This is a genomic window from Desulfococcus sp. (assembly GCF_041737845.1).
Taxonomy (GTDB): Bacteria; Desulfobacterota; Desulfobacteria; order Desulfobacterales; family Desulfococcaceae; genus Desulfococcus.
This window is the reverse complement of sequence record NZ_JBGSQX010000041.1, coordinates 17701-39599: the sequence shown is the minus strand read 5'-3', so window position 1 is coordinate 39599 and position 21899 is coordinate 17701. Positions and strand designations below refer to the sequence as shown.

The window sequence follows — 21899 nt, the reverse complement described above, 5'->3', positions numbered from 1 at the left end:
GGCTGGTCTCCTGTTCGTTCTTGTTCAATTCAAAATCTTCCCTGTTGCTGGGGCGGGTTTCGCGCCCGAACTTGTTGAGCACCGTTGCTCCGCAGACTGCAGAAGCTCCCGCATCTCGATATGGCTGGCCCGCGCGATGACATCCTTTAACGCCAACCACTTATGCTGGCGATCCTTGTCCTTTCGCAGTCCGCGTCCCACGGCCTGCATCAGGAAGAAGCGCGTGGTGATGACTGCTCCATCAGCAGACCAGCTCACATCGCGCAGATCGCTCACGATGCGCGCCCAGACACCAGTCTCCTCGTGCACTTCGCGTGCGGCGGTTTCACGGTGCTGCTCGCCGTCTTCCACGTGCCCCTTCGGGAGCACCCACTGGCCCGGGTCGTTCGCGGCTTCGACGAGCAGGTACACCGCTTTCCCGCGACGTGTACGGAACACGACACCGCCGGCGTGGGTGGGGGTGCGGGCCTCGGTCGCGGTCTTGTCGGGTGCGACCTTGCCGTCCTTGGCCGCGAGCGTGATGATGGACCAATAGGCCTGATTTGTGGCCTTGTAACGTTGCTCCATGTAGCGCCATAGTGCGAGCAGGAGCAGCGCGAGCACGACGGGAATGCCTGCGAGCGGCCATTGGTGCTGCCAGGGCCACGCGATGAGCAGGAGCAGCAAGACGACCGCAAAGCAGCGGAAGAACTTGGAATCGGCCTCGAAGCGTTGAACGACGGCCAGGCTGGCGGGGCTTTCGGCATTCAGAAGCGCCTTGCACCACTGGAAGGTGTTGACGGCGTCCTGGGCTTGAAGGGGGCCAAGCGCCTGCCGCTTGATCTTGCTGGCGCGCTCCACGGCGAGGTTGCGTTCACGCTTGAACACCAGCCAGATCAGGGCGCGAGCGGGCCAGGGCAGCAGGCGGCCGCGGCGGGCGAGCAGCGTGATCTGCGTGTTGAGCGTGTAGCGCCGCGCCCAGTCGTAGAACTCGTCCAGCCAGGAGCCGAGCAGGAAGATCAAGTGGCCGAAAAGATAGCTTGCGAACAGGAAAGCGGCCCAGGCTTCTGCGCCATCGAGCTTGGCATAGCGATCCCCCAGCGCGATCGGACCCACCTCGCCCATCAGCAGCCAGGTGAGCAGCGCGCCCGGCAGCAGGATGGAGAAAAAGTCCATCAGGCCGATGAAGAATTTCTGGGGATCGAAGTTCATCTGTCTTATTCGCTATCTCCCGGTCACCATACCCCTACTGCTTGCTGTTACTCATAAATGTGGTCTCTCCCCAATTACCCGAAGCATCACTGCCCTCCACGATGCAATGGTCGCACGCAGTCGTAGTCGGCAGGCAAAGTGCGGCGCTCCGGTGGCGGGGGTGGCACAAGGGGAGCCACAGGAAGTGCAGTGCCCGCTTGAGCATCTCCCACCATGTAGCCTCCATCGGGTGACGGCGTGACGTCGTGAGCCTCTGTCGAGCCCTTCGTCTGGTTGAGCAGGGGCACGGGGTCGATACCCTTGTAGGTACCATCTTCGCGCCTGGAGGCGGCGGCGAAGTGAAGGTGCGTTCCTGTCGGAGCGTCTTCCCATGTCGTCACGTGGCCTATCACTTGTCCACGGCCGACCTGAATATCCTGTCGCCCCGGCTTTTCCTGCCATTTGGCCTTGATGTCGGCATCCAGGTCGATGTGGGTGTAGAAGGTCTTGAGTTGGCCATCCGCTGACCTGATCGTTACCTGATCTCCGAAAATCTTCCCCGTGTGCTTGTCGCGCGTGTCGAGGTTGATCCAGACGATCGTGCCGGCGGTCGCCGCCCGAACTGGAGCGCCGACCGGCGCCATCATGTCCTGCGCGGCCTTGGTCGACCAGTCATTCGTGTTGACGTCCTTGTCCAACCCGTGTCCGCCTGTGCCTGTTGCACCACGTCCTTCGCCATACTTAGTGTCTCCGAGGGGATTGGAGAATTTGGTGGCACCGGATGAGGTCGGCGTATCTTGCATCCCGGACCGATCGCGGCGCAGAGCATCCATCCTCTTCTGCGCAGTTTCCAGTTCAGCCGGGGTGAACACACGCTCGACGGTTGCCTGTCTCGCGCCTTCGATGTGGGTGACGGACTTTGTCGCCCGGGAGATCCTCCCGTCGTTCCCCAGGATGACGACTTCGCTTTCCACCGTAATGGTGCCCGGCGGCGGCCTAGTCACAAGCTCCTGCTCCTTGGTAGTACCTGTCGATTGCCGTCCATCTGGATCCTTATTCGCGACAGGATTGTTTCGGACGTACGCATACAGACATGGGCCATCGATCAATCGACCCGGGTCGCATGCCGTCCATCGTCCCAGCCACGCCGCATAGTACCGCGCCCCGTGGTAATACAGCCCGCTCTCTTTATCCCGCTCCTTCCCCGTATACCGATACCGCTTCGGGGTCTCCGTCTGGCTGCGCACAGCCTGATAGGTCGAACTGCTGTAGGGCGCATACTCCTCGTAGGAAATGATCTGTCCTTGGTCATCCAGCTCAAGGCTGGCCGAACCAATGTGATTGCCGACCTGGTAGCGGATCAGTTGTCGGGGTGCTTGGTCAGTGCTTGACGTGTCAAGCGTGCGCGTCTCCACCAGCGCAATGCGCTGCTTGTCGTCCATCACATGCAGTGTCTCGCGCTCCAGCGAGGCGGTGTTCGCGCCGATGGCGCCGCCGTGCTTGCGGAAGATCTCGAAGCCGCCGAGGTAGATGCGCTCTTCGGTGAAACCCGGCGCCTTCTCCCACACCTTGCGCACGCGCTGGCCTGAGGCGTCATACACGTAAAAGGCCGCGCCGCCGCCCCCCAGATCAGTCTGGCGCAACTGGTCCTTGTAGTCCCAGTGCATATTCGGCCCAGGCAGGCCGCCGCCCAGGTGCGGCATACGCCGCATGTTGCCGTGGGCGTCGTGCAGATAGGTTTCAGGCTGCGGCATGTTGCCGCCCGGGTTCAGCGTGGTCCGGGTCAGGCGGTTGCTGTTCTTGAGCAGCGTGCCGCCGTTGCCGTCTTCGATTAGGCTGGGTTCGAGGTAGTCATAGGCGCGCGTCCAGCCCGCAAGGACCGGATCGCTGCCGCGGTGTTGCATCTGCAGGAAGTTGCCGACGGCGTCGTACACATAGCGTTCGATGTACGTACCCATGGCGTTACCGTCGTTCGGGGCGAAACGCCCGGCCGCATCGGCGCTCAGCAGGCTCACGCGGCCGGCGTCGTTGTACGAATGGGAGATGGATGCGCCGCCCTGGCCCAGGTGCTCGCGGCCGGTGGCCTGGATCAGCCGGTAGAGGGCGTCATAGACGTAGTCGTTGCTCGACTCGACGCGCTTGTTCTTGAAGTAGACGGTCTGCTGTGCATTGTCCTGGATGTGGATGATGTTGCCGGCCGGGTCGTAGGTGTAGTGCAGGTTCTGCACTTGCTTGCCCGGCCAGCCGGCGACGGGGGGCTGCGGGTCGTCGCCGGGGAAGTCCGCCGCCTTGCGCTTGGTCAGCAGTTGGGTGAGCCGGAAGGTGAACGGGTCGTAGCTGTAGAAAGTGCTGGCGCCGTTCTTGTAGTCGATGCGCTGGCGTTGGCCCTTGGCGTCGTAATCGATGTTGGCGACGCCGACGGGTGATGCCACCTCGTTGTTCGGGTCCAGCAGCGCAGCGGGTTCTGCCGCGCGCTCCAGCCAAACGTCCACCCGTTCCAACAGGTTGGCCTCGTTGAACACCGGCTGGATGACATTGAACTTGCCGCGCCCCAGGCTGCTGCGCGGGGCGACGGACTGGATGGGGCGGTTGAGTGCATCGTAGCGGGTGCTGCCCTCGAAGAACTCATCGTCCAACTTCGGGTTCAGCAGCCAGTCGGGGATGGCGTTGTAATTGCTGACCAGCCGCCGCGTGCTGCGCAGCAGGTTGCCCTTGAAGTCGTAGGCCTCGGTCGGGTTGCCGTTGGCGTTGAGCCGTGCGTTGGTGGCGACGCCCGCGGAATCGAAGTGCCGGTAGATGCGAGTGCGCAGGTTGAGGGCTTCGGCGTTGGCCAGTGTCTCGCCGTACTCGATCTTGCCAACCAGGATGTCGCGGTTCAGCGTACGCGGGTCGGACTCCGCGCTGGTGCCGCGCACGGTCTGTTCCACCGGGCGGCGCAGCGCGTCGTAGGTGGTGGTGAAGTTGTGGCCGCGGCTGTCCCAGGCGCGGATGGGCTTGCCGTCCACGTCGTTCAACATCCAGCGGGCGCCGGCCTCCATGCTGAGTTGGTGGATTCGATTGCCGAGCATGTCGTAGACGTAGCGCATAACGATGCGGCCAAGCGGGTCGCCGGCCTGCTGGATGGCATCGCGCACTGCGCGCTGGTTGCCTTCGATGTCCAGCTCGACACGGGTGGCGAAGCTGTCTTCGGTGCCATCGAGGTCGTGGCCGGGGCAGACAACGCGGTTGCGTGCCACGGTCAGGAAGGGGCGGCCCAGTGCGTCGAAATGGGCGGTGGTGGGCGTGTCGGCGTGGGCTGCGGCCCGTTGGGCGGCCCTTTGCTCGTCCGCTCCCAAGGCGCCGCCGATGCGTTGCGCGTGCCAGGTCTGCCAGGTTGCGGGCTGGGTCTTGAAGTACTCGGCGACAAAGCCGGCGATGTCGGGGTCGGTGCGCGGGTCGCCGGTCTGCGGTGGTCTTGGATCGCCCGGTTGTGCGGGTCGCGGCGCGCAGGTGTCGTTAACGTCGTAGGTGGTCTGCTGCCAGGGGTCGAACACCACCTTCTCGTAGCTGTGGTTCGGGTGCAGCTTGGCGATCACACGTTCGGCCGGATCGTAGAACAGCACCGGGCTGACGCCGACCATGACGCCAAATTCGAAGCCGTGCGTGGCGCTGAAGAAGGGCTCGTACTGGCGGACCGGCTTGCCCTTGTTGTTGAAGATGGTCCAGCCGCTGCCGACCCAGCGTGGATTCACGATGGGCGCCTGCGGGTCGTTGACATCCAGGGGCCCCGGCTCGGCCTGGATCTTCTTCTGGATCTCGCGGCCGAAGCCGTCCGAATAGGAAAAGCTGAGCTGGATCTTCAGGCCCTGCGGCGGCAACGGGCTGCTATCATGCGTTTCGCGGGCAAGCGTGGCCGCGCAGGCGGGTCGCCATTGGGTTGGGTCGGCGGGGTTGGCTTGCTGCGTGCGGCGGAAGCGATCCAGGTCGTAGACGATGCGGGTGGTGGCGTCCCTCAGCAGCGTAGATGCCGTGGTGTGCGGATCGGTGGCGTTGAAGAAGCCGTCGAGCTGGGCCTGTGTGAGGTCAGCAACGAAACCGGCGAGCATGTCACCTTCGACCGGCGCAGGCAGCGGCTGGCCCATCACAGCGGCGCCCACCAACATGCCGAGCGTGTCGAAGGCGACTTCGGTGCGGTTGCGGTTCGGGTCGCTGACGAGGCGCGGCTGCAGTACGCGGTAGTCGTTGGCGTCCACCGTGACGCGGTTGCCGAGCGCATCGCGGGTTTCGACCATCAGCAGGTCTTGGGCGTCAAAATCGACAACGGCGTCCTGACCGAAGGGATCGCGGTAGCGGCGCGGCAGGAAGAAGTGTTGCTGGGCCTGAGCCACCTCAGTGGCGGCGTTGTCCGCCGGGTTCGTGCTGTAGAAGGAACGCCCCGAGGGGATCCACCAGTGATCGTCGGCATCGCTGGCGGGGAAACGGCCGTCCGCCTCGAGGGTTTGGCTTTGCAGGTAGCCGCCCCGGTTGCCGGCTTTGCCGTCGAGTACCGATGCCGGGTCGGGCAGCAGGGGCTCGGAGGCCTGGCCCTGGCGAGGACGCTGGAAGACCTGCGCGAGCAGGCCGGGAGTGAAAGCGAGCTTGTAGCTCTCGCCGGGCAGGGCGAACGGTTGCAGGTCACCGAGCGGCAGGAGGCCGGTCAAGTCGTCGCGACGATACAGCGTACGCAGCCACTCGATCGGGCGGCGGCGCTGGTTCCCGGCGGCCGTGGCTTCGTAGGCGACTTCAGGCGCGGCGAACTTGTGCCGCAGACGACCCGCATTCGCGGGATCCGGTTGGACAAAGTCGGACGCCTGAAACCTGCTGGCGGACGCGGTTGGCGTGTAGCCGGTCAGCTCGTAGGTGATAGCTTCGCACGGCAGCGGATTGCGGTGCGTGTCAAGTGACTCGATGGAGTTGGTGACGCGGTTCTCCGTGTAGGTGAGCAGCGGCGTGGTTTGCCGATCACGATCCCATTGCTCCGACAACGGCGAGGCGCGGCGGCCGTAGCCGATGGCGGCTTGTTTGAGCACGTTGCCGAAGTCGTCGACTTCCAGCGTCAGCGCGTGCTGGACGCGCGGATCGGCGGGGTCGCGCTCGTAGTGGTAGCTGAGTGCCTCGCGCGCATGGGTGAAGAAGACGGCGTGGCGGTTGGCACCTCGTGGCTGTAGCGGACGGATGGTGAAGTTCTGTTCGGTGACGGTGTAGGGCCTGCGGGCGCGCTCGATCTGCTTCGGCGTGGCACCGGGATGGTCGGCGTCATCGGCATAAACCTCCTGGCGCAACATCGAGCCCTTGAGGGCACGGCAGGCTTCGCGCTCTTCATCGAGGGTGAGGCCGGGCGGAATGATGGTGTCGTCGAGCAGCAGTAGCCGCGCGGTAACGACGGTCAGTCCCGGCTCACTGAAATACTCGTTCTCAAAATATCGCGAGACGCGTTCGCGGCCGAGGTAGACACCGGTGTGGAACCAGGTCTTGGTGTGGACCGGCGGAACGTGGGAGGCGGCGTCGATGTTCTCGGCCGGCATGGCGCCGCCAGCCAGTGCGGCCAGCTGTTCCGTGTCCCACTGCTCCACCATTCCGAAGCCACGGAACTCGCGCTCCACCCCGTCGAAGTGGCCGTGGTGGTAGGCGTAGTGGGTGACGAAGCGGTTGCGGCTGATGTGGTCCCAGGTTTCCACGCGCTCGACCACGTGCACTGGGAACGGCAGCCGGGTGATCCAGGGTTTGCCGTCGCGCTTGTCCTGCAGGTAGAACTTGGTCGAGGGGGCGTAGTCGACGCGCGTCTCGGCGCCGAGGTTGTTGACAGTTTTGACCAACAAGTGTGGCTTGCGGCCGCCCATCAGGTTGATGTAGCGCATCGGTCGCCGCGCATCGCCCGTCAGCGGTGATGACCAGACCAGGCAGGCGGTACCGTTACCGAGCAGGTCGGTGGGCACGATGCTCACGAGATCATCGACACGAGGGAACACCATCAGCGCGTGCGGTTGGCTCCAGCCGTTGCCCGACTGGTTGAAGTACAGGCGCACGCCATCGCGGTGCAGGTAGACGATGTCGGTGGTGCCGCTGCCGTCGATGTCGGCAAGGCGGATGCGCTTGTGATCGAACTGGTCCGGGTTGTCGAACCAGGGCGCGTTGTCCATCGTCACCTTGGCGCCGAAGCGGCAGTAACCGAGGTTGGGCCAGTAGCAGATCTCGCTGTTGCGGATGCGCACCAGGTCGGTAAGGCCGTCGCCGCTCATGTCGGCGAGAAAAATGGATTGCGTGCCGTCGGCGAAGACGATGCGTGGGCCTTTCTCCTCGTCGAGCGCCTGCGCGACTCGCCGGGCCGGGCCGAAGCCATCTTCGGCCAGTGAGGCATGCCAGACAAAGGCGTCACCTTCGGTGATGATAATGTCGGCGTGGCCGTCACCGTCCAGATCCACGAACTCGAGATTCGGATCGCGGAAGTCGCGGTTTAAGCGCGAGGTGAAGGGATGGAAGGGTTGCCAGCCTTCGGCCTCGTCGTGCTCGTACAGGCCCGGAGCGGGGCCTTCCATCAGGACCACGTCGGGTTGACCGTCACCGGCCAGGTCCATGATCTCTGCCCCACCGCTCAGGGCGACGCTGGGCTTGAGGGCGCCGGTTTCGAGCGGGGCGAGCTTCGCCTTCACGACCTCGCTGCCGTCCGGTAGCTTCGTCGGGATCGGGCTCCAGTTGCGCTTGTAGAACCAGGCGCCGGCCTGCTCGGTGAGAATGCCGGGGATGCCTTCGCCATGCAGGTCAACCCATCGGAATGCGGCGCCATCCAGCCCAACGGGCAGATGCTCCATACTCAGCGAATCCAGGACTTCTAGCGCATCCTGCACGACGGGTTGGGTATATTCAAACTCCACAGGCGGCAGGCTGCGGCGCATGTAGGAGCCGTTTTCCCGATTCCACCCCGTCTGTACCACCTGCTTCAGGAAGCTGTAGACGGGCCGGGTGACGAGGCTGGGATCGAGTTCGTCGTCGTAGGTGAAATCGGTGCTGCGCACTACGCCCCGGTAACCGGTTTGAGGAGCCCGTCCCGGGCTCGCCGGCTGATCGGGGATGTGGTGCAGCATCAGCACCCGCTCACAACGGCGGCAGGTGCGCACCTCGAAGCCCGATCGGTAGCTGGAAAAGGCATCGGGACGATAGAACCAGGGCTTTTCCGGTTGCCCCGTGGGGTTGACCTCGTCCATTTCTCCATAATCGAAGCGGATCTCGAAGAGCCATTCGTCGGTAGTATCGGCGGGTGGCTCAGGCAGATCACTCAAGTGCCGGGGACGCTGTCCCTGGGCATCCAGCAGAGGCTTGCAGTTGCCGTACAGCACATGCTGCAGGTAACGCTGGGCGGTGCGGCGCTGGTCGGAGGATAGGCCACGGTTAAACTGGTGAGCCTGCTTGAACGGATCGGCCTGGCCCGGTCGGGGTTGGTAGGCGCCGTCCTCCTCTTTGTACAGATAGCGGATGCCGTTGCCCTTGTCATCTCGGGATTCGCAGATCAGCCATGAAAAGATGCGGCTGGCGTCGAGCGGGTCGGCAATGCGCGAATTCGCGTCATAGCCGTAGAGGGTGAGGATGTTATCCTTGGAGATCGAGCGCCAATGGACATCGCCGGGCGAGCCGATCTTGCTCCAGCGCTCAATGCGCGCGAAGAGCCCTTCGATGCGAGGACGGTAGCGGTGGATGACGAACCCGGGCGCGGTCGTGTCGTCACGGAAGCGCGTACCGTCGGCCTGGAGAACCGGCACCAGGTCTTCCGCGCCGGAAAGAATGAAAACGTCGGAATCGACCGTGTCGAGATACTGCGGCAGTCCCTTATCGACCTTGCGCGTGATCGAAGGCAGCGAAAGGCTCCAGCCGAAGCCGAAAGGACCGTTGCCGGCACCGGAGTCGTATGAGAGCGAGAGCTGCGGCCCGAAACCGGAACGCCCTGGACTGGTGGCGATGGGCACCGACATCGAACCTGTGCCGGTGACCGGGTTGGCGGCGAACTTCTCGCCAATGCCGCGAATCGCCCCGCCGCCTTTGGGCAGAGAGATGGAGGGTGCAGCAGGTTTCCGTTCGCCGTCGCTCCCAGCTTTTGCTATCTCCGCTTGAGTCATTCTTCGGTGGAGTCAAAAATCGACGACCGAAAGTCAGCATCGGGTAGACATCCGGTGGATGAAACGGCAAGGGTATCTTCGACCCGGAACCGCCGGCATTTTGTCATGGTCGAGCCGCGGCGAGAAGACCGGTTCCATCGGCTACCGGATGTATGCCGATCACATGGTTCTGGATTATCGAAGTCGGTCTCATGGCGGCGATTGGGAAGACGTTCAGCAGGTTGTCCGCTTCGAGAAGACCCCTTGCCGATACGGAGGCCATCGGACATGGCTTCTCTGCCCTCGATGCGGAAAACGGGTGGCTGTCCTCTATGGAGGGAAATATTTCTGGTGCCGCCACTGTTATGGCCTCGCCTACAGCAGCCAGCGGGAGGGCATACCTGACAGGATGATGCGGAAGGCCCGGAAGATCCGGGAGCGGCTGAAGGCCAGCGATAACCTCACCATGCCCATATGGCGCCGGCCGAAGGGGATGCACCAGAAGACCTTCGACCGGCTCCGCATGGAGGCCGAGGTCGCAAACGCCCTGGCCTGGGACATCATCGACCGAAAATTTATCGGGTTATGGAGGTGACATGGGCCGGTGGAGCGACGGTTATATCCCGGGCCGTCCGCTGCCCATGGACCGATAGCGTCAGCAATTTTCCCGGACGGCAAAATGAGATCAGAGGGTCAATCCGGGCGCCCGGGGGCTTTTCATAGATTCCCGACAGGGTATAACCCCACATGGCCGCCACCAATCCGGTGGGCTACGATTTCCATTTCCCCAGCGGGAGATGGATACCGACGAGAGAACGGCTGGAGAGCGGTAACTCATAGCCGATTCATCCCGTCGGTAGAAGTCCACTGAGGCCGAAACCTACACCGGCCTCATCTATTGATGCGCGCTGACTCTTTTCACGCTCGTCGGGATGGAAACCGATGAAACCGACGAAACCGATTCCACGACATCCACCCGCCAAGCCTCAGCCGGACGGTTCCCGCCGGCTGGGACGAAGCGGCGGCCATCGACGATACGGCCGGCGTGGCGTTTGATCCACCGCCCCAGCTTCCGGCGGTTGATCTCGCCGCGCTCCTCGGCGATATCCCGGATGACCTCAAGAAGTTCTTCCAGTTGTTGGGTGTACGTAAACGCCTGATGGACGGCGTTTCGCACCATAGCTGGCTGCTTTCCAAATGCCAGTTGCCATCCCGCCAGCAGGCGCCCCAGGGTCTCCCGATCGGGGTCCTCCGCTATTGCCTCGAACACGGATATCGTCGGGTCGGCGCAGCCAAGCCACAAGAGCGGCTGCCGGCAGAGGTCGGACCAGTCGCCGTACCCGGAAAGGGACTTGCAGATGGCCTTCTGCCCGCCGTCGGAAATCCAGGCGCGCACAATGGTCAAGGCCGCGGAAACATAGCGTCCCCGTTCCCGCAGTACCTCGCGCACCAGATCGGGCCGCCTGAAGGTTCGGGCCGCCGGGGTCTCGCAGCCGGGGTCCAGGTGGATGGAGATACAGCGCCGCGTCATATCCTGAACCGGTCCGACGTTGTTGCCGCTGGAGAGGAACAATGTCCTGGTGCTGACGGTGGCGGTTTTGGAAACCCCCAGAATGCGCCCGCTCATGAACTCCGAGGTCAGGACCGTGCACAGGCTCTTGTGGGCAACCAGATCACCGGTAAGGTTGTCGAACGCTATGGCAGCCGGCGCCCTGAGCAACTCGGCCAGGAGAAGCTTTCGGCATTCCTCGTCGTCGGATGGGAAGGTGGTCGGGGTGCCTCGCTGAGGGGTTGCGAAGGCCGTAATCAACTCACACAAATAGGATTTGCCGGAGCCGACCATATGCGCCCGGACATGAAACATCGGCGCATGGTCGAGGCTGGGCCGGATTGCCGCCGTAAGGATCGCCGCCAGGGCGGCCGACAGATCGGATTCACCGGCGAATCTGAACTCCGCGAGCAACTCTTTCAACAATGCCAGGGCTTCCCGGGCCTGATCAAGGGTCGGGGTATCGCAAACGGAGAACTCGCGGGCGTTGAAAACGCCGAACATGCCGGTGGCCGGGTCATACCCCGCAGCCGTCATCAGGCTGCCATCCGGGCGCAAATACGGCTGCCGCGCCAGTCCGTTCAAGACCGGTAAATGGGGATAGGCCGTCGAATCATACAGCACGGTGGCATGGCGGGCCGGAGGATCGCAGCGGACCCAGTCCTCGCTGCGGGCGTCATAGCGTTCCCACTTCGCCACCCTTGCCAAAGCCCTCACCAGGCTTGGCTGGCTGATGTTTTCGATCCGCGTCTCCCGGGTGCCGGGATCGGTCACCACGGTCACGATCAGCCCACCCCGCTGGTAATGTCTTCCGGTTTCAGCCAGCTCTCGCTCGGCCGCGTCCAGGACCCGATTCATCTCCCCCGCCACGACGCGGATCGTCGGCTTCATGCGGGCCGCATTGGGCTTGATGCCGAGCGCCCCGAGAAGAGCGTGGATATGCCGGTCGGCGCAGTGGCCATGAAGGCACTTGAAACCGCCGATGGGATAGAGATCATCCGGCTCGAAATAAGCTGTACCGTTGTCCACCTCCCCGGTGTGCTCATGGACCCATGGGCAGGTGATGTCGTGCCTCCCCTCGCCGAGCGGCGCCTTGTAAAGGCCACGCTCCTTCAGGGCGACCAGAACGGCATTTTCATCGGGACCCGGAATCCAGACCGGATCACCGTCGGCAGGGCGCTCTTGAGGCGGGCGGGACTTCCGGCGTTTATGCCGTTCCGCCCCTTTCATCTCCAGTTGAAGGCCGTCGACCAGTTCCTCCACCGAATAGCGAAGCTCAGGGGACCAGGCCGCCATCCTGCATCGAAATGGCGGGGAATGCTTCCCGTTAACCGCCACCGGCAGCCGAGCCAGCCTCGCCCTCGGCCCGTTGGCCCCGGGATCGCACAACCCCGCCTCGATAATGGCATCCATCAGGCGATCGGCGGCAAAGCCATCGGCAAGCGGTTCCCCAAGCAGATACCCGGCCTGAAAGTTCCCCGGGGAGGTTTCCAGCAGCCAGGACGGCGCCAGGGTCAGCCGCTCCATGGGGACCTTGATGCCCACATCATCGAGCATCACCGCACACAGGGCCTTGAAGCGCGCCTTCTGCCGCCGGTACCTTCCAGCATCGTCGGGCCGGAATACCGCCAGGCTGAAGTAATTGTTGGCGGTCCTGGGCAGTCCATCGGCCATATCGATGTCGCCCGTCCACGGCCTCCCGAACCAGACACTGCCGGGTACGCCCGCAGGATTCCCCGGGAAGCTCACCACGATCGGCAGGACCTCTGAAAGGCCGAGGCCAAAGACCTCTTTCAGGAACGCCTCATTGCCGACGAAGTTGGTTTCATCGGTTTTTTCGGTTTCGAGCCGGGGGATCGGAAAAACTGTCACATTATCGTTCATTGCCGCCACCATTACTTCGCACCTTTACGGGCGGCATGCAGCCTTTCCACCAAGGCCCGGATTTCAGTGTCGGGCTTCCCGGCAATGCGCGCCGCGTTGATGGCCGCGACCTCCTCAGCGGGCCACCCCACGGCCCGAGGGCCGAGGCTTACCGGTTTTGTCCACAGCCCCTGAGCGATCCGCAGGTAGAGGGTGGAACGGGAAAGGCCGGATTGGGATTTGACGTCTGGAACTCTTAATATGGTATTCATCGTCTTCGACTCTCCTTGAAAGGTAGTGGATTGTTGAGACGAACCATATTGGGGCGATTTGGGCGATAACAGACCCCGAAAATCCCCCAGGTTTTAAAGTTTTTCGTTTTTATTTCAGTTAATTAAAATTTTACTGGGCGGGGATTTTGATGCCAAACACTGGGATGTTTCCTGAGAGGAATCTTTGAAAATCAAGGGGTTGAGGGCATGTTGAATTGGGCGAAAAAATTCCGCCCAGTTTTTTTTACTTTGTCATGTTTTTTCGGATGGTTTCGGCGTCTCGTCCCTTTCCGATTTCCATCTTGGCAATTTTCTGAGAGATCCACCTATCGCGCCTGTGCGGGTACTTTTTTTTCAGGTTGCGGTACTCCTTCCGCCAACGCTCATACATGGCCTGGGTATCGAGCTTTCGCACTTCCCGCCTGGCCTCGCTTGGGGTATAGCGGGGGTCCGCCGTGGCTGCCATATCCACCATCCGGCGGACCATGGCCTCATCGAGGGCATAGGCGCCGTCCTGATATTGAATCAACTCGGCCAGGGGGAGAGAGTTGTCTCCAGTGGCCAGGGCCAAGGTGCCTTTGCTCTGTAGGGACAGCATCTGGGTGCGCTTGTCACCGGAGGCAACGCCGACTTCCCAAAGGTTGTCCGTGCCCCGTTGCTTACCGCTGCGGCGCAGGCCGAGACAGGCCGCCACAAACCCGCACACGGTATCCTCGCTGCACAACCACTGGGCCAGTTGTTCGGGGGGAACCGGCACCCGGTTGATATCATTTCGCTTGTCACAAACCATAAAGGATGATGGGGCTCCATCTGCCGCCGGGAGGACCTCCACCGGCATGGCACAGTTCTCCTCGCACCCCGGGCATACCGCGCTGCCGGCCCGACGGGCTTTTTTGATGATCTTCTGCGCCTTCATGGCCTTGACGGCTTCGGACGGCCACTGAGCCAACTCCTCGCCATTGACCAGAACCCCTGCCCCTTGGGAAGCGCCCAGGCGCTCCAGGAGTTCGACCAAGGCATCCCGGGGCGTCATTGCCTATTCGCCCCATCTGCCCCAGCCTCTTGCGGCGGCTCCTTGAGTTCGATCCCGGAGGCTTCGAGCATATCGCGCAGCCTCAGGTCCAGCTCGTCATATTTGAGGGAACAGGAGTTGGGGTGGGTGATTCGGATCGTCACCCTTTTTGGGGGCTTATCTGCATCCACCATCAGTGAGGCCGACAGCTCCGCCTGGGTGACGTTATACATGTTCAGCGGTATGGACCGACCGAGCTTTTCGAGCAAGTAATATATGGAATGGGGATTCCCGTGGGCATCGACCTCCACCGTGATGCGCTCACCGGCTTGGCTTCGCGAAGAGAGGCGCAATTTTTTGACCACCACCTTCTCGATCCCGCTGCCGACATCGTAGATAAACTGGAAATCCCTCCGGAGCAGCGGGTTCAGATCGTAAACCCGGTTATCCTTGGGATCGGGCGGCAGTTGTTCGAGTTTGAGAATCGCCGTGGCAAAGATCCACTGAAGCGGCTCTATCGCCTTGTAGGATCCGCGAAAATTCAAATCCAGGGAGCCCTCCTTTTCCGAATAGACATAGATGACCTCGAAGGCGGGATTTTGCGGACGCGGGCTGAACTCCCCATCGACCCATTCGATGCTTTGCTTTGAATAGTCTTCGGGATACGCGAAAAAATAATCCAGAGCGCCCCGGCAAAACGGCTCCACCACGCAGTTTTTGCCCCGGCCCTCGGTGCGGTGAAAATAGTTGCGGATCAGTTCGGCAAGCTCCCGCATGCTGGCCTCGTCCACCGCCGCCGGCCGGTGAGACATGAGCTTTCGCTTGCGCCAGTAAGGCAGGGTATCCGCATGGTAGAATCGGGTCGCCCCTTTCCAGAAGATGTTGTTGTCGAGAAAGGTGGTCATGGCCCGCTCATAGTGATTGGGAAGGGAGGACATCCTCTCCATGAATGCGGTATACTTTTTCGCAGCTCATCTCGAAAATCTCCCGGAACTCCGTATCCATCGCATTGCGCTTGCCATCCGGAAGCTCCAGCCGGGCCGAAAACAACTCATCCGGCCTGGTCTCCTTCATGGCGGCGAAGTCCATATCCCGAAACAAACCGCGCTCATGGAAGTAGCGGGCCAGCAGGGCATTCGGAATTTGACGGAAGAAATCTTTGGTGGAGTAGTGGCGGGCCATGGTTCCTCACTTTAACGTTTTCTTCTAGATAGTTATCGTATGTTATTGAACATCTCTGTACATTACTCCACATTCGTAGTAAAGGGTTGATCGCGGCAAAAAAATATTCATCTAAAATCACCAAAATCGCCTTGCAACGATTAGACCGTGAAAGAGCACGTGTCCCACATGCAAGGTGTCTTTTTTCGCGTTATTTCAAAGAGGTTTTTAATTGAACCTGTTCTGGGGCAAGCTGAAGCAGGACAAAGAAACCGGTGAGGTTCTCGATACGTTGGCGCTCTCCGACCATTCCCTCGATGTGGCGATGGTGTTCAGACGGCTTTGCGAAATGCCGGCCATCCTTCGCACGTTGAACCATGCCGCCGGCGTGAACCTTGCTTCAAGGCAATTGGATCGGCTGGGGGTGTTTGCCTTTGTCCATGATCTCGGCAAATGCAACTGGGGCTTTCAGGCAAAGGAAGATCCGAAGGCGCGCATCACCGCAGGCCATACCAGAGAAACCCTGCCCCTGTTTGTCGATTCTTCGCTGGCATCGGAATTCTACCGGATCTTCGAGTGTGAGCGGCTGATCCGTTGGGTGGATGGACCGGAGTCCGTTTTTCGCCTTTTCCTGGCGGCCCTTTCCCATCACGGGCGGCCGGCGTTCACCGTCGATGATACAGTAAGCCTGAGCAGTGATAAAACCGCTGCATCCTTGCCGACGCCAGCTTGCTCATTGGTCACAATGCCCCGGAAGAAATTTTTTCCGAGAAAAGGCAGAGCAAATATCGCTGCTATCAAAGAACGAACGCTATACCCGTGGCGTTTTCGAACCCCACACTGGTGCAGCAACGTGCCGATCCGGAAATGGTCAAAAAAGTCATGAATTTTGCTGCTGACATGAATACTATCTTGAGCTTCGGAGCCAATCCTGTTATGTTCCTTTTGAGCCATTTCCTCTTGATATTATATTGTTTTACGCAAACTCACTATAAATCAAAGGAATGGGCTCTTCAAGTTTTTTATGTTCTATTTCGGCATGTTAAACAACTACACTGCAAAGTTTGGCTAATGTCGAAAGTTGAGTATATGATGCGTGAAGAGAGAAGCTGACTGGAGACGGACGTAATGGGGTTCAAGCTTATCGCGCAAGTGTTCGCCAACGCGCTCGCCCGCAAGCAGGGGGAGGGGGTCCTACAAGAGCGTCTGAGGTTTGAGGCGTTGCTTTCGAACCTCTCGGCGAGGTTCGTGAACATGCCTCCTGAGCGGGTGGAATCTGAGATTGAGGACGGACTGAAACAGGTTCTGGAATTCTTCCAGGTCGACCGCTGCGCACTGCTCCGGATATTGTCGGATAAGACCTCATGGCAGATCACCCACATTGCCGCCTCGGATGATGTTCCGCCCGTTTCCGTAAGGGTCGAATTGCCCCGATCCATTTTCCCGTGGGCGTACGAAAAGCTGGTAGAAAAGCACGAGGTGATGTCCATTTCGAGGCTTGATGATCTGCCGGCCGAGGCGAACGTAGACAGGCAAACATGCATCGAAATGGGTATCCGATCCTATGTGAACATCCCCATCCTGATCGGCGAGTTCGTTGATTTTATTCACGTCAGTTCGGTAAAGCGTGAGCGGGTCTGGCCGGAGGAATTCTTCCCGCGGCTGCGCCTGCTCGGGGAGATCTTTGTAAACGCCCTGCAGCGCAAGCACGCGGAGGAGACATCCCGAGAAAGTGAGAGGGTACTGAGACAGAATGAGAGTGATCTCCGAAAGCTTGCGGGGAGACTGATTCACGCCCAGGAGGAGGAACGGAGCCGTTTAGCGCGTGAGCTCCATGATGATTTAGCGCAGCGTTTGACGGTTTTTGCGATCGATGTCGGGCGGATAGAGCAACGGTTGATGGATTCGCCGGCCCTTGTTCGGGAAGAGCTTCGTGAGATGCAGAACAGCATTGTGAGAATTTCTCAAGACGTCCATAGCCTCTCGCGCCAACTTCACCCATCCATCCTGGACGATCTGGGGTTGATCAAGGCAGCAGAATCGGAATGCACCCGCTTTTCGAGGAGGGAAGGGATTGAAGTCGTCTTCAAGCATGAGAATATTCCAAGGGTCATCCCGAAGGAGGTTTCTCTCCCCCTATACCGGATGATCCAGGAGGGACTGACCAACATCTCCAAGCATGCCTGTGCGGAGCACATCACTGTTTCTTTAAAAGGCTTCGATCATGACGTCTTGTTATCGGTTCAGGATGATGGTATTGGCTTCGATTGGACGGAAGTAAAGGAAAACCCGGGTCTGGGATTCTCGAGTATGCGCGAACGGGCAAGGCTCATCCACGGCGAGCTCTCCATTCATTCCCAGCCGGAAAAAGGAACGGTGATCACCCTCAGGGTGCCTTTAGCGAGGGAGGGAGAATGAAAAAACCGCGTGTTCTATTGGCGGATGATCACCAAATCGTGATCGAGGGATTGAAGAGCCTTCTGAAAGACAATTTTGAGGTTGTAGGAAGCGTGGGGGATGGACGAGCCCTCGTGGATCAAGCTGCCACACTGCATCCGGATGTGATTGTGGCGGATATCTCAATGCCCCAACTCAACGGCATTGAAGCGGCCCGACAGATTAAGAAAACCGATAAAAATATCAAGATTGTGTTTCTAACCATGCATTTAGACGCCACCTATGCAGCGAATGCCTTCGAGGCCGGCGCTTCAGGTTTCGTCTTGAAACACTCGGCCCCATCCGAATTGGCCACGGCGATTCATGAAGCAATGAAAGGACAAACGTACGTGAGTCCCCTGATTGCAGGAGACCTTATCCGCACCTATCGGCAAGGAGATTCCCCGGAAATGGATTTATTTAAGAAAATCAGCCCCCGCCAGCGGGAGATCCTACAGCTCCTGGCTGAAGGGAAGTCCGGTAAAGAGATCGCATCCGTCTTGAATATCTCGCCAAGGACCGTTGAATTCCATAAATACAAGATGATGGAACAGCTCAACATTAAGACCAGTGCCGAATTGGTCCAGTACGCCGTGAAACACGGGATCATCTCCATATAGCGCTCGTAAAATTGCTGGGTGACAGACTAGTAAATTTTCCCTCCAAAACCAGGTAATTTTCCGAGTTGTCTTATTCCCCACCTTCTGGCAACTATAACCCCAAAAGATTCATATGCTCGACTCGGCTTACACCGGTCGGTTGGGCTTTCGAAGATCTTAGCTGCGCATACCGTCCCAAACATTTCTACAAGTACTTGTAAGCATTCCTAAAAAGCGCCCCAGAAGGGAACAACCATGCGACAAGGACGTATCATTCTCGCCGATAAACATTCAAATGTGCTGGCAGGGATTCGTCGTCTTCTGGAAGACGAGGTTGAGACGGTTTTGATGGTGACCGACGAGATTTCGCTCAACCATGCCTTGGAGACCCACAGCCCCGATGTGGTCGTCGCAGATCTCTCGCTCCCCAGTTCAACGGAAAAAAACATTGCCTGGGTGCTCAAGACAAATTTTCCCAAAATAAAAGTGATTATCCTGAGCGTCCATGATGAAAAATCGGTGCTGGACGATGTGATGGCAGCAGGAGTTGAGGGGTTTATTTTGAAGCACAGAGCGGTGATCGATTTGATTCCGGCCATTCGCGGAATACTGCAGGGCTGCAACTACATTTCGCCGGGCATAACCTGATTACAAGGCACTGTCGTGAATCAGAAAATCAACTCAAAAAGGAGACAAGTATGAGCACAAGAAGGGTTAAAGCATTATGGACACCACTCTCTGTGATCGCATTATTGGTGGTCATCACAGCTATCCCCCTCCCCGCGCTGTCGCAGGACAAGCCGGCAGACAACATGCAGATCCTGCGCGAAAAAATCATGGTGGACAAGAAGCTGCTTGTTGCTTCAAACATTATTTTAACCGACTCGGAGGCCAAGGCTTTCTGGCCGGTTTATGAGAAGTATCAGGATGAACTGTTCCTTCTGCGCACACGCACCCTGAAATTGATCAATGACTATGCTGAGGCCCATGAAAAGATGAGCAACAATAAGGCGAAAGCGCTGCTCGATGAACTGATGGAAATCGATTCCCTGGGCCTGAAGCTTCGTCAGGCCTATCTTCCAAAGTTGCGCCAGGTTTTGCCGGAGGTAAAAGTCGTTCGCTACTACCAGATCGAGAACAAGATCAATGCGGTGCTGATGTATGAACTCGCTGCAAACATCCCGCTCATGAAAGCGGCGCAGTAGTTATCAGAAAAGGAGGATACGCTGATGAGACACTTACGTTTGACAACTGTTTTTTTAGGCCTGGCGTTCGCTGCGTTCACGCTCCTGTGTTCGAATCCTGCACATGCAGCGTCCGCAGCAGAAATCAACCGTGACGCCAATAGGGTTCTGCAGAAACTGTACAAAATATCAGGCTCAGCAAAAGCCCTTGGCGAAAAGGCAAAGGCTATCCTCGTCTTTCCGGCAATTACCAAGGGGGGTTTTATGGTGGGTGGGCAGTATGGGGAAGGCGCCCTCATGAAGGCGGGAAAGACCATAGCCTACTACAACACGGTCTCGGTCTCGTACGGTCTGCAGGCGGGTGTCCAGACCTACGGGTATGCGTTGTTTTTTATGACAGACTCCGCGCGGGCGTACCTCGACAGAAGCGATGGCTGGGAAGTGGGCACCGGGCCAAGCATTGTCATTGTAGACGAAGGAGCAGCCCGCAGCCTATCAACCACTACAGCAAAGTCTGACGTTTACGCCTTCACTTTTAATCAGAAGGGACTGATGGGAGGCCTTGGATTACAGGGAACCAAAATAACAAAGATAGAGAAATAGTATCTGGATAAAGCATTGAGAGGCCAGAATGGTAAACAAAATGTCATCAGGAGGGGAACAAACACATGAAAGTCATCATCGTTGGCGGAGTGGCAGGGGGTGCATCGTGTGCGGCACGCCTGCGCAGGTTGGATGAAAAGGCCGAAATCCTCATGGTGGAGCGAGGACCCTATGTTTCGTACGCCAACTGCGGGCTGCCCTACCATGTCGGCGGCGTGATTGAGCAGGAGTCGAGCCTTCTCGTGTTCACCGCTCAGATGTTCCGTGCAATGTTCGCGATCGACGCGCGGACGAACACCGAGGCAATCTCTATCTCGCCGAAGAAGAAGACCGTGGACCTGCGGAATGCAACGACCGGCGAGGTCACCACCGAGAAATACGACAAGCTTGTGCTCTCCCCCGGGGCGGCTCCGATCCGTCCTCCCCTGACCGGAATCGATCTTCCGGGGATCTTTTCAGTGAGGACCGTGCCGGATGCAAAGGTAATCCGGGAGTGGATTGAACGGGGTTCAAGTGATTTGCCCGAGGAGCGAACGTCCGCAGCATTCCAGACGCTGGAGAAGCCGAAGCATGCGGTGGTGGTGGGCGGCGGATACATCGGTCTCGAGATGGCGGAAAACCTGGTCCATCGCGGTCTCGAAGTGACAATCGTCGAGATGCTCGATCAGGTCATGGCCCCGCTCGATCCGGAATGCGCCCACCTCGTCGAGCGATACCTGGAGAAGAACGGTGTCCGCCTCGCGCTCAGTGACGCGGTGGCCGGCTTCAAGCAGACGGCGGGCGGCTCGCTGGAGGTTTTCACGAAGTCCGGGAAGTCGCACCCGGCAGACATCGTGATCCTCGCCATCGGCGTGCGTCCTGAGACCTCGCTGGCAAAGGCGGCCGGTCTCGAGATCGGACAGCGCGGCGGGATCCGCGTCGACGAGCAGATGCGCACGAGCGACCCGAATATTTTCGCCGTCGGCGACGCGGTCGAAGTCAAGGATTTCGTCACCGGGGAATGGTCTCTGATCCCGCTCGCCGGGCCGGCGAACCGTCAAGGCCGGATCGCGGCCGACGTGATCGCGGGCCGCGACTCCAAGTTCCGCGGCACCCAGGGTACCTCGGTCCTCGGGATCTTCGGGGCCACGGTTGCCATGACCGGCGCCAACGAAAAGCTTCTCACCCGGCTGGGGCAAAAGGATTTCGAAAAAGTCTATATCTTCCCGAATTCGCACGCCGGGTATTACCCGGGCGCTAAAACAATCGTGCTGAAAGTCATTTTCCGGAAATCCGACGGGCGTCTGCTCGGGGCGCAGGCCCTGGGCCTGGATGGCGTTGAGAAGCGGATCGATGCCCTGGCCATGGCGATCCAGATGGGTGCGACCGTGTATGACCTGGAAGAAGCCGAACTGTGCTACGCGCCTCAGTTCGGAAGCGCAAAAGATCCCGTCAACTTCGCGGGGATGGTTCCGGCCAACGTCCTTCGGGGCGATATGCCGCTCTGCCACTGGAATTCTGTGGATGGCGGGTTCCTCCTCGATGTGCGCAATCCGCCGGAGCTCGCCGTAGAGTCAGTGCCAGGCGCGGTCAACATCCCGCTGCCGGAGCTCCGCGCAAGGCTGGGTGAACTGCCCCGCGATCGCGAGATCAATATCATCTGCCGCTCCGCCGGGCGCGCCTACTTTGCGACGCGCATCCTGATGCAGAACGGGTTCAAGGCTCGAATCATCTCCGGCGGTATGCTGTCCCGCTCGATGCTCGTGCCAAAGTGAAAACCGTATTTTCGTAAATGAAAAGGTTTCACAACCGATTCAAGCTGCTTCAAAACCTCAACATTGAAACGAAAGGAGAAAGCAAACTGAAATTATCACATTCAGGCTTTGATTCCTTCAACCACGTCAGGTTTTCGAATTACCGCGACACCAGTGCCAACTACATACCGTAACCGATGATCGTTGGTGCA

15 protein-coding genes are annotated in these 21899 nt (G+C 59.6%); 8 read left to right on the top strand and 7 right to left on the bottom strand.

From position 1 onward, the window contains the following. Positions 1 to 24 precede the first annotated feature (24 nt). Positions 25 to 1191, bottom strand: a complete 1167-nt coding sequence (locus ACEW8N_RS05080) for an NUDIX domain-containing protein (RefSeq protein ID WP_373498722.1) — start codon at positions 1189 to 1191, stop codon at positions 25 to 27. Between the two features lie 86 nt (positions 1192 to 1277). Continuing rightward, positions 1278 to 9296 carry a SpvB/TcaC N-terminal domain-containing protein gene (locus ACEW8N_RS05075; protein ID WP_373498721.1) on the bottom strand — a complete coding sequence of 2673 codons (8019 nt, stop codon included), beginning with the start codon at positions 9294 to 9296 and terminating at the stop codon, positions 1278 to 1280. Between the two features lie 100 nt (positions 9297 to 9396). On the opposite strand from ACEW8N_RS05075, the gene ACEW8N_RS05070 reads away from it, so the two are divergent. Continuing rightward, positions 9397 to 9870 (top strand): hypothetical protein, encoded by a 474-nt coding sequence (locus ACEW8N_RS05070; RefSeq protein ID WP_373498720.1) that lies wholly within the window; start codon positions 9397 to 9399, stop codon positions 9868 to 9870. A 300-nt stretch (positions 9871 to 10170) separates the two neighbouring features. Here ACEW8N_RS05070 and ACEW8N_RS05065 read toward each other — a convergent pair whose 3' ends face one another. From ACEW8N_RS05065 to ACEW8N_RS05045, 5 genes are all read right to left on the bottom strand, one after another. Next, positions 10171 to 12708 carry a hypothetical protein gene (locus ACEW8N_RS05065; RefSeq protein WP_373498719.1) on the bottom strand — a complete coding sequence of 846 codons (2538 nt, stop codon included), beginning with the start codon at positions 12706 to 12708 and terminating at the stop codon, positions 10171 to 10173. 11 nt (positions 12709 to 12719) lie between these two features. Then, positions 12720 to 12959, bottom strand: a complete 240-nt coding sequence (locus tag ACEW8N_RS05060; RefSeq protein ID WP_373498718.1) for a helix-turn-helix transcriptional regulator — start codon at positions 12957 to 12959, stop codon at positions 12720 to 12722. Between the two features lie 244 nt (positions 12960 to 13203). Next, positions 13204 to 13992, bottom strand: coding sequence for a hypothetical protein (locus ACEW8N_RS05055; RefSeq protein ID WP_373498717.1), 789 nt, complete (start codon positions 13990 to 13992; stop codon positions 13204 to 13206). Continuing rightward, a complete protein-coding gene (locus ACEW8N_RS05050) occupies positions 13989 to 14909 on the bottom strand; it encodes a hypothetical protein (protein ID WP_373498716.1) in 921 nt (306 codons plus the stop codon). Before ACEW8N_RS05050 ends, ACEW8N_RS05055 begins: the two co-directional genes overlap by 4 nt. Beyond that, complete coding sequence (locus tag ACEW8N_RS05045) at positions 14884 to 15153, bottom strand: hypothetical protein (protein WP_373498715.1); 270 nt, start codon at positions 15151 to 15153, stop codon at positions 14884 to 14886. The genes ACEW8N_RS05050 and ACEW8N_RS05045 overlap by 26 nt, the downstream gene beginning before the upstream one ends. 211 nt (positions 15154 to 15364) lie before the next feature. On the opposite strand from ACEW8N_RS05045, the gene ACEW8N_RS05040 reads away from it, so the two are divergent. The 7 genes from ACEW8N_RS05040 to ACEW8N_RS05010 all read left to right on the top strand — a co-directional run bounded on the left by ACEW8N_RS05040 (position 15365) and on the right by ACEW8N_RS05010 (position 21708). Continuing rightward, positions 15365 to 16018 carry a CRISPR-associated endonuclease Cas3'' gene (locus ACEW8N_RS05040; protein ID WP_373498714.1) on the top strand — a complete coding sequence of 218 codons (654 nt, stop codon included), beginning with the start codon at positions 15365 to 15367 and terminating at the stop codon, positions 16016 to 16018. 242 nt (positions 16019 to 16260) lie between these two features. Further along, a complete protein-coding gene (locus ACEW8N_RS05035; protein WP_373498713.1) occupies positions 16261 to 17550 on the top strand; it encodes an ATP-binding protein in 1290 nt (429 codons plus the stop codon). Beyond that, the gene (locus ACEW8N_RS05030) at positions 17547 to 18188 is read left to right on the top strand and encodes a response regulator (RefSeq protein ID WP_373498712.1); all 642 of its coding nucleotides are present in this window, start codon (positions 17547 to 17549) and stop codon (positions 18186 to 18188) included. Before ACEW8N_RS05035 ends, ACEW8N_RS05030 begins: the two co-directional genes overlap by 4 nt. Before the next feature lie 234 nt (positions 18189 to 18422). After that, complete coding sequence (locus ACEW8N_RS05025; protein ID WP_373498711.1) at positions 18423 to 18815, top strand: response regulator transcription factor; 393 nt, start codon at positions 18423 to 18425, stop codon at positions 18813 to 18815. 50 nt (positions 18816 to 18865) lie between these two features. Further along, positions 18866 to 19372, top strand: a complete 507-nt coding sequence (locus ACEW8N_RS05020) for a hypothetical protein (RefSeq protein ID WP_373498710.1) — start codon at positions 18866 to 18868, stop codon at positions 19370 to 19372. 24 nt (positions 19373 to 19396) lie between these two features. Beyond that, positions 19397 to 19954: a YSC84-related protein gene (locus ACEW8N_RS05015; protein WP_373498709.1), complete on the top strand. Its 558-nt coding sequence runs from the start codon at positions 19397 to 19399 to the stop codon at positions 19952 to 19954. A gap of 65 nt (positions 19955 to 20019) precedes the next feature. Continuing rightward, the gene (locus ACEW8N_RS05010; RefSeq protein WP_373498708.1) at positions 20020 to 21708 is read left to right on the top strand and encodes an FAD-dependent oxidoreductase; all 1689 of its coding nucleotides are present in this window, start codon (positions 20020 to 20022) and stop codon (positions 21706 to 21708) included. Positions 21709 to 21899 lie beyond the last annotated feature (191 nt).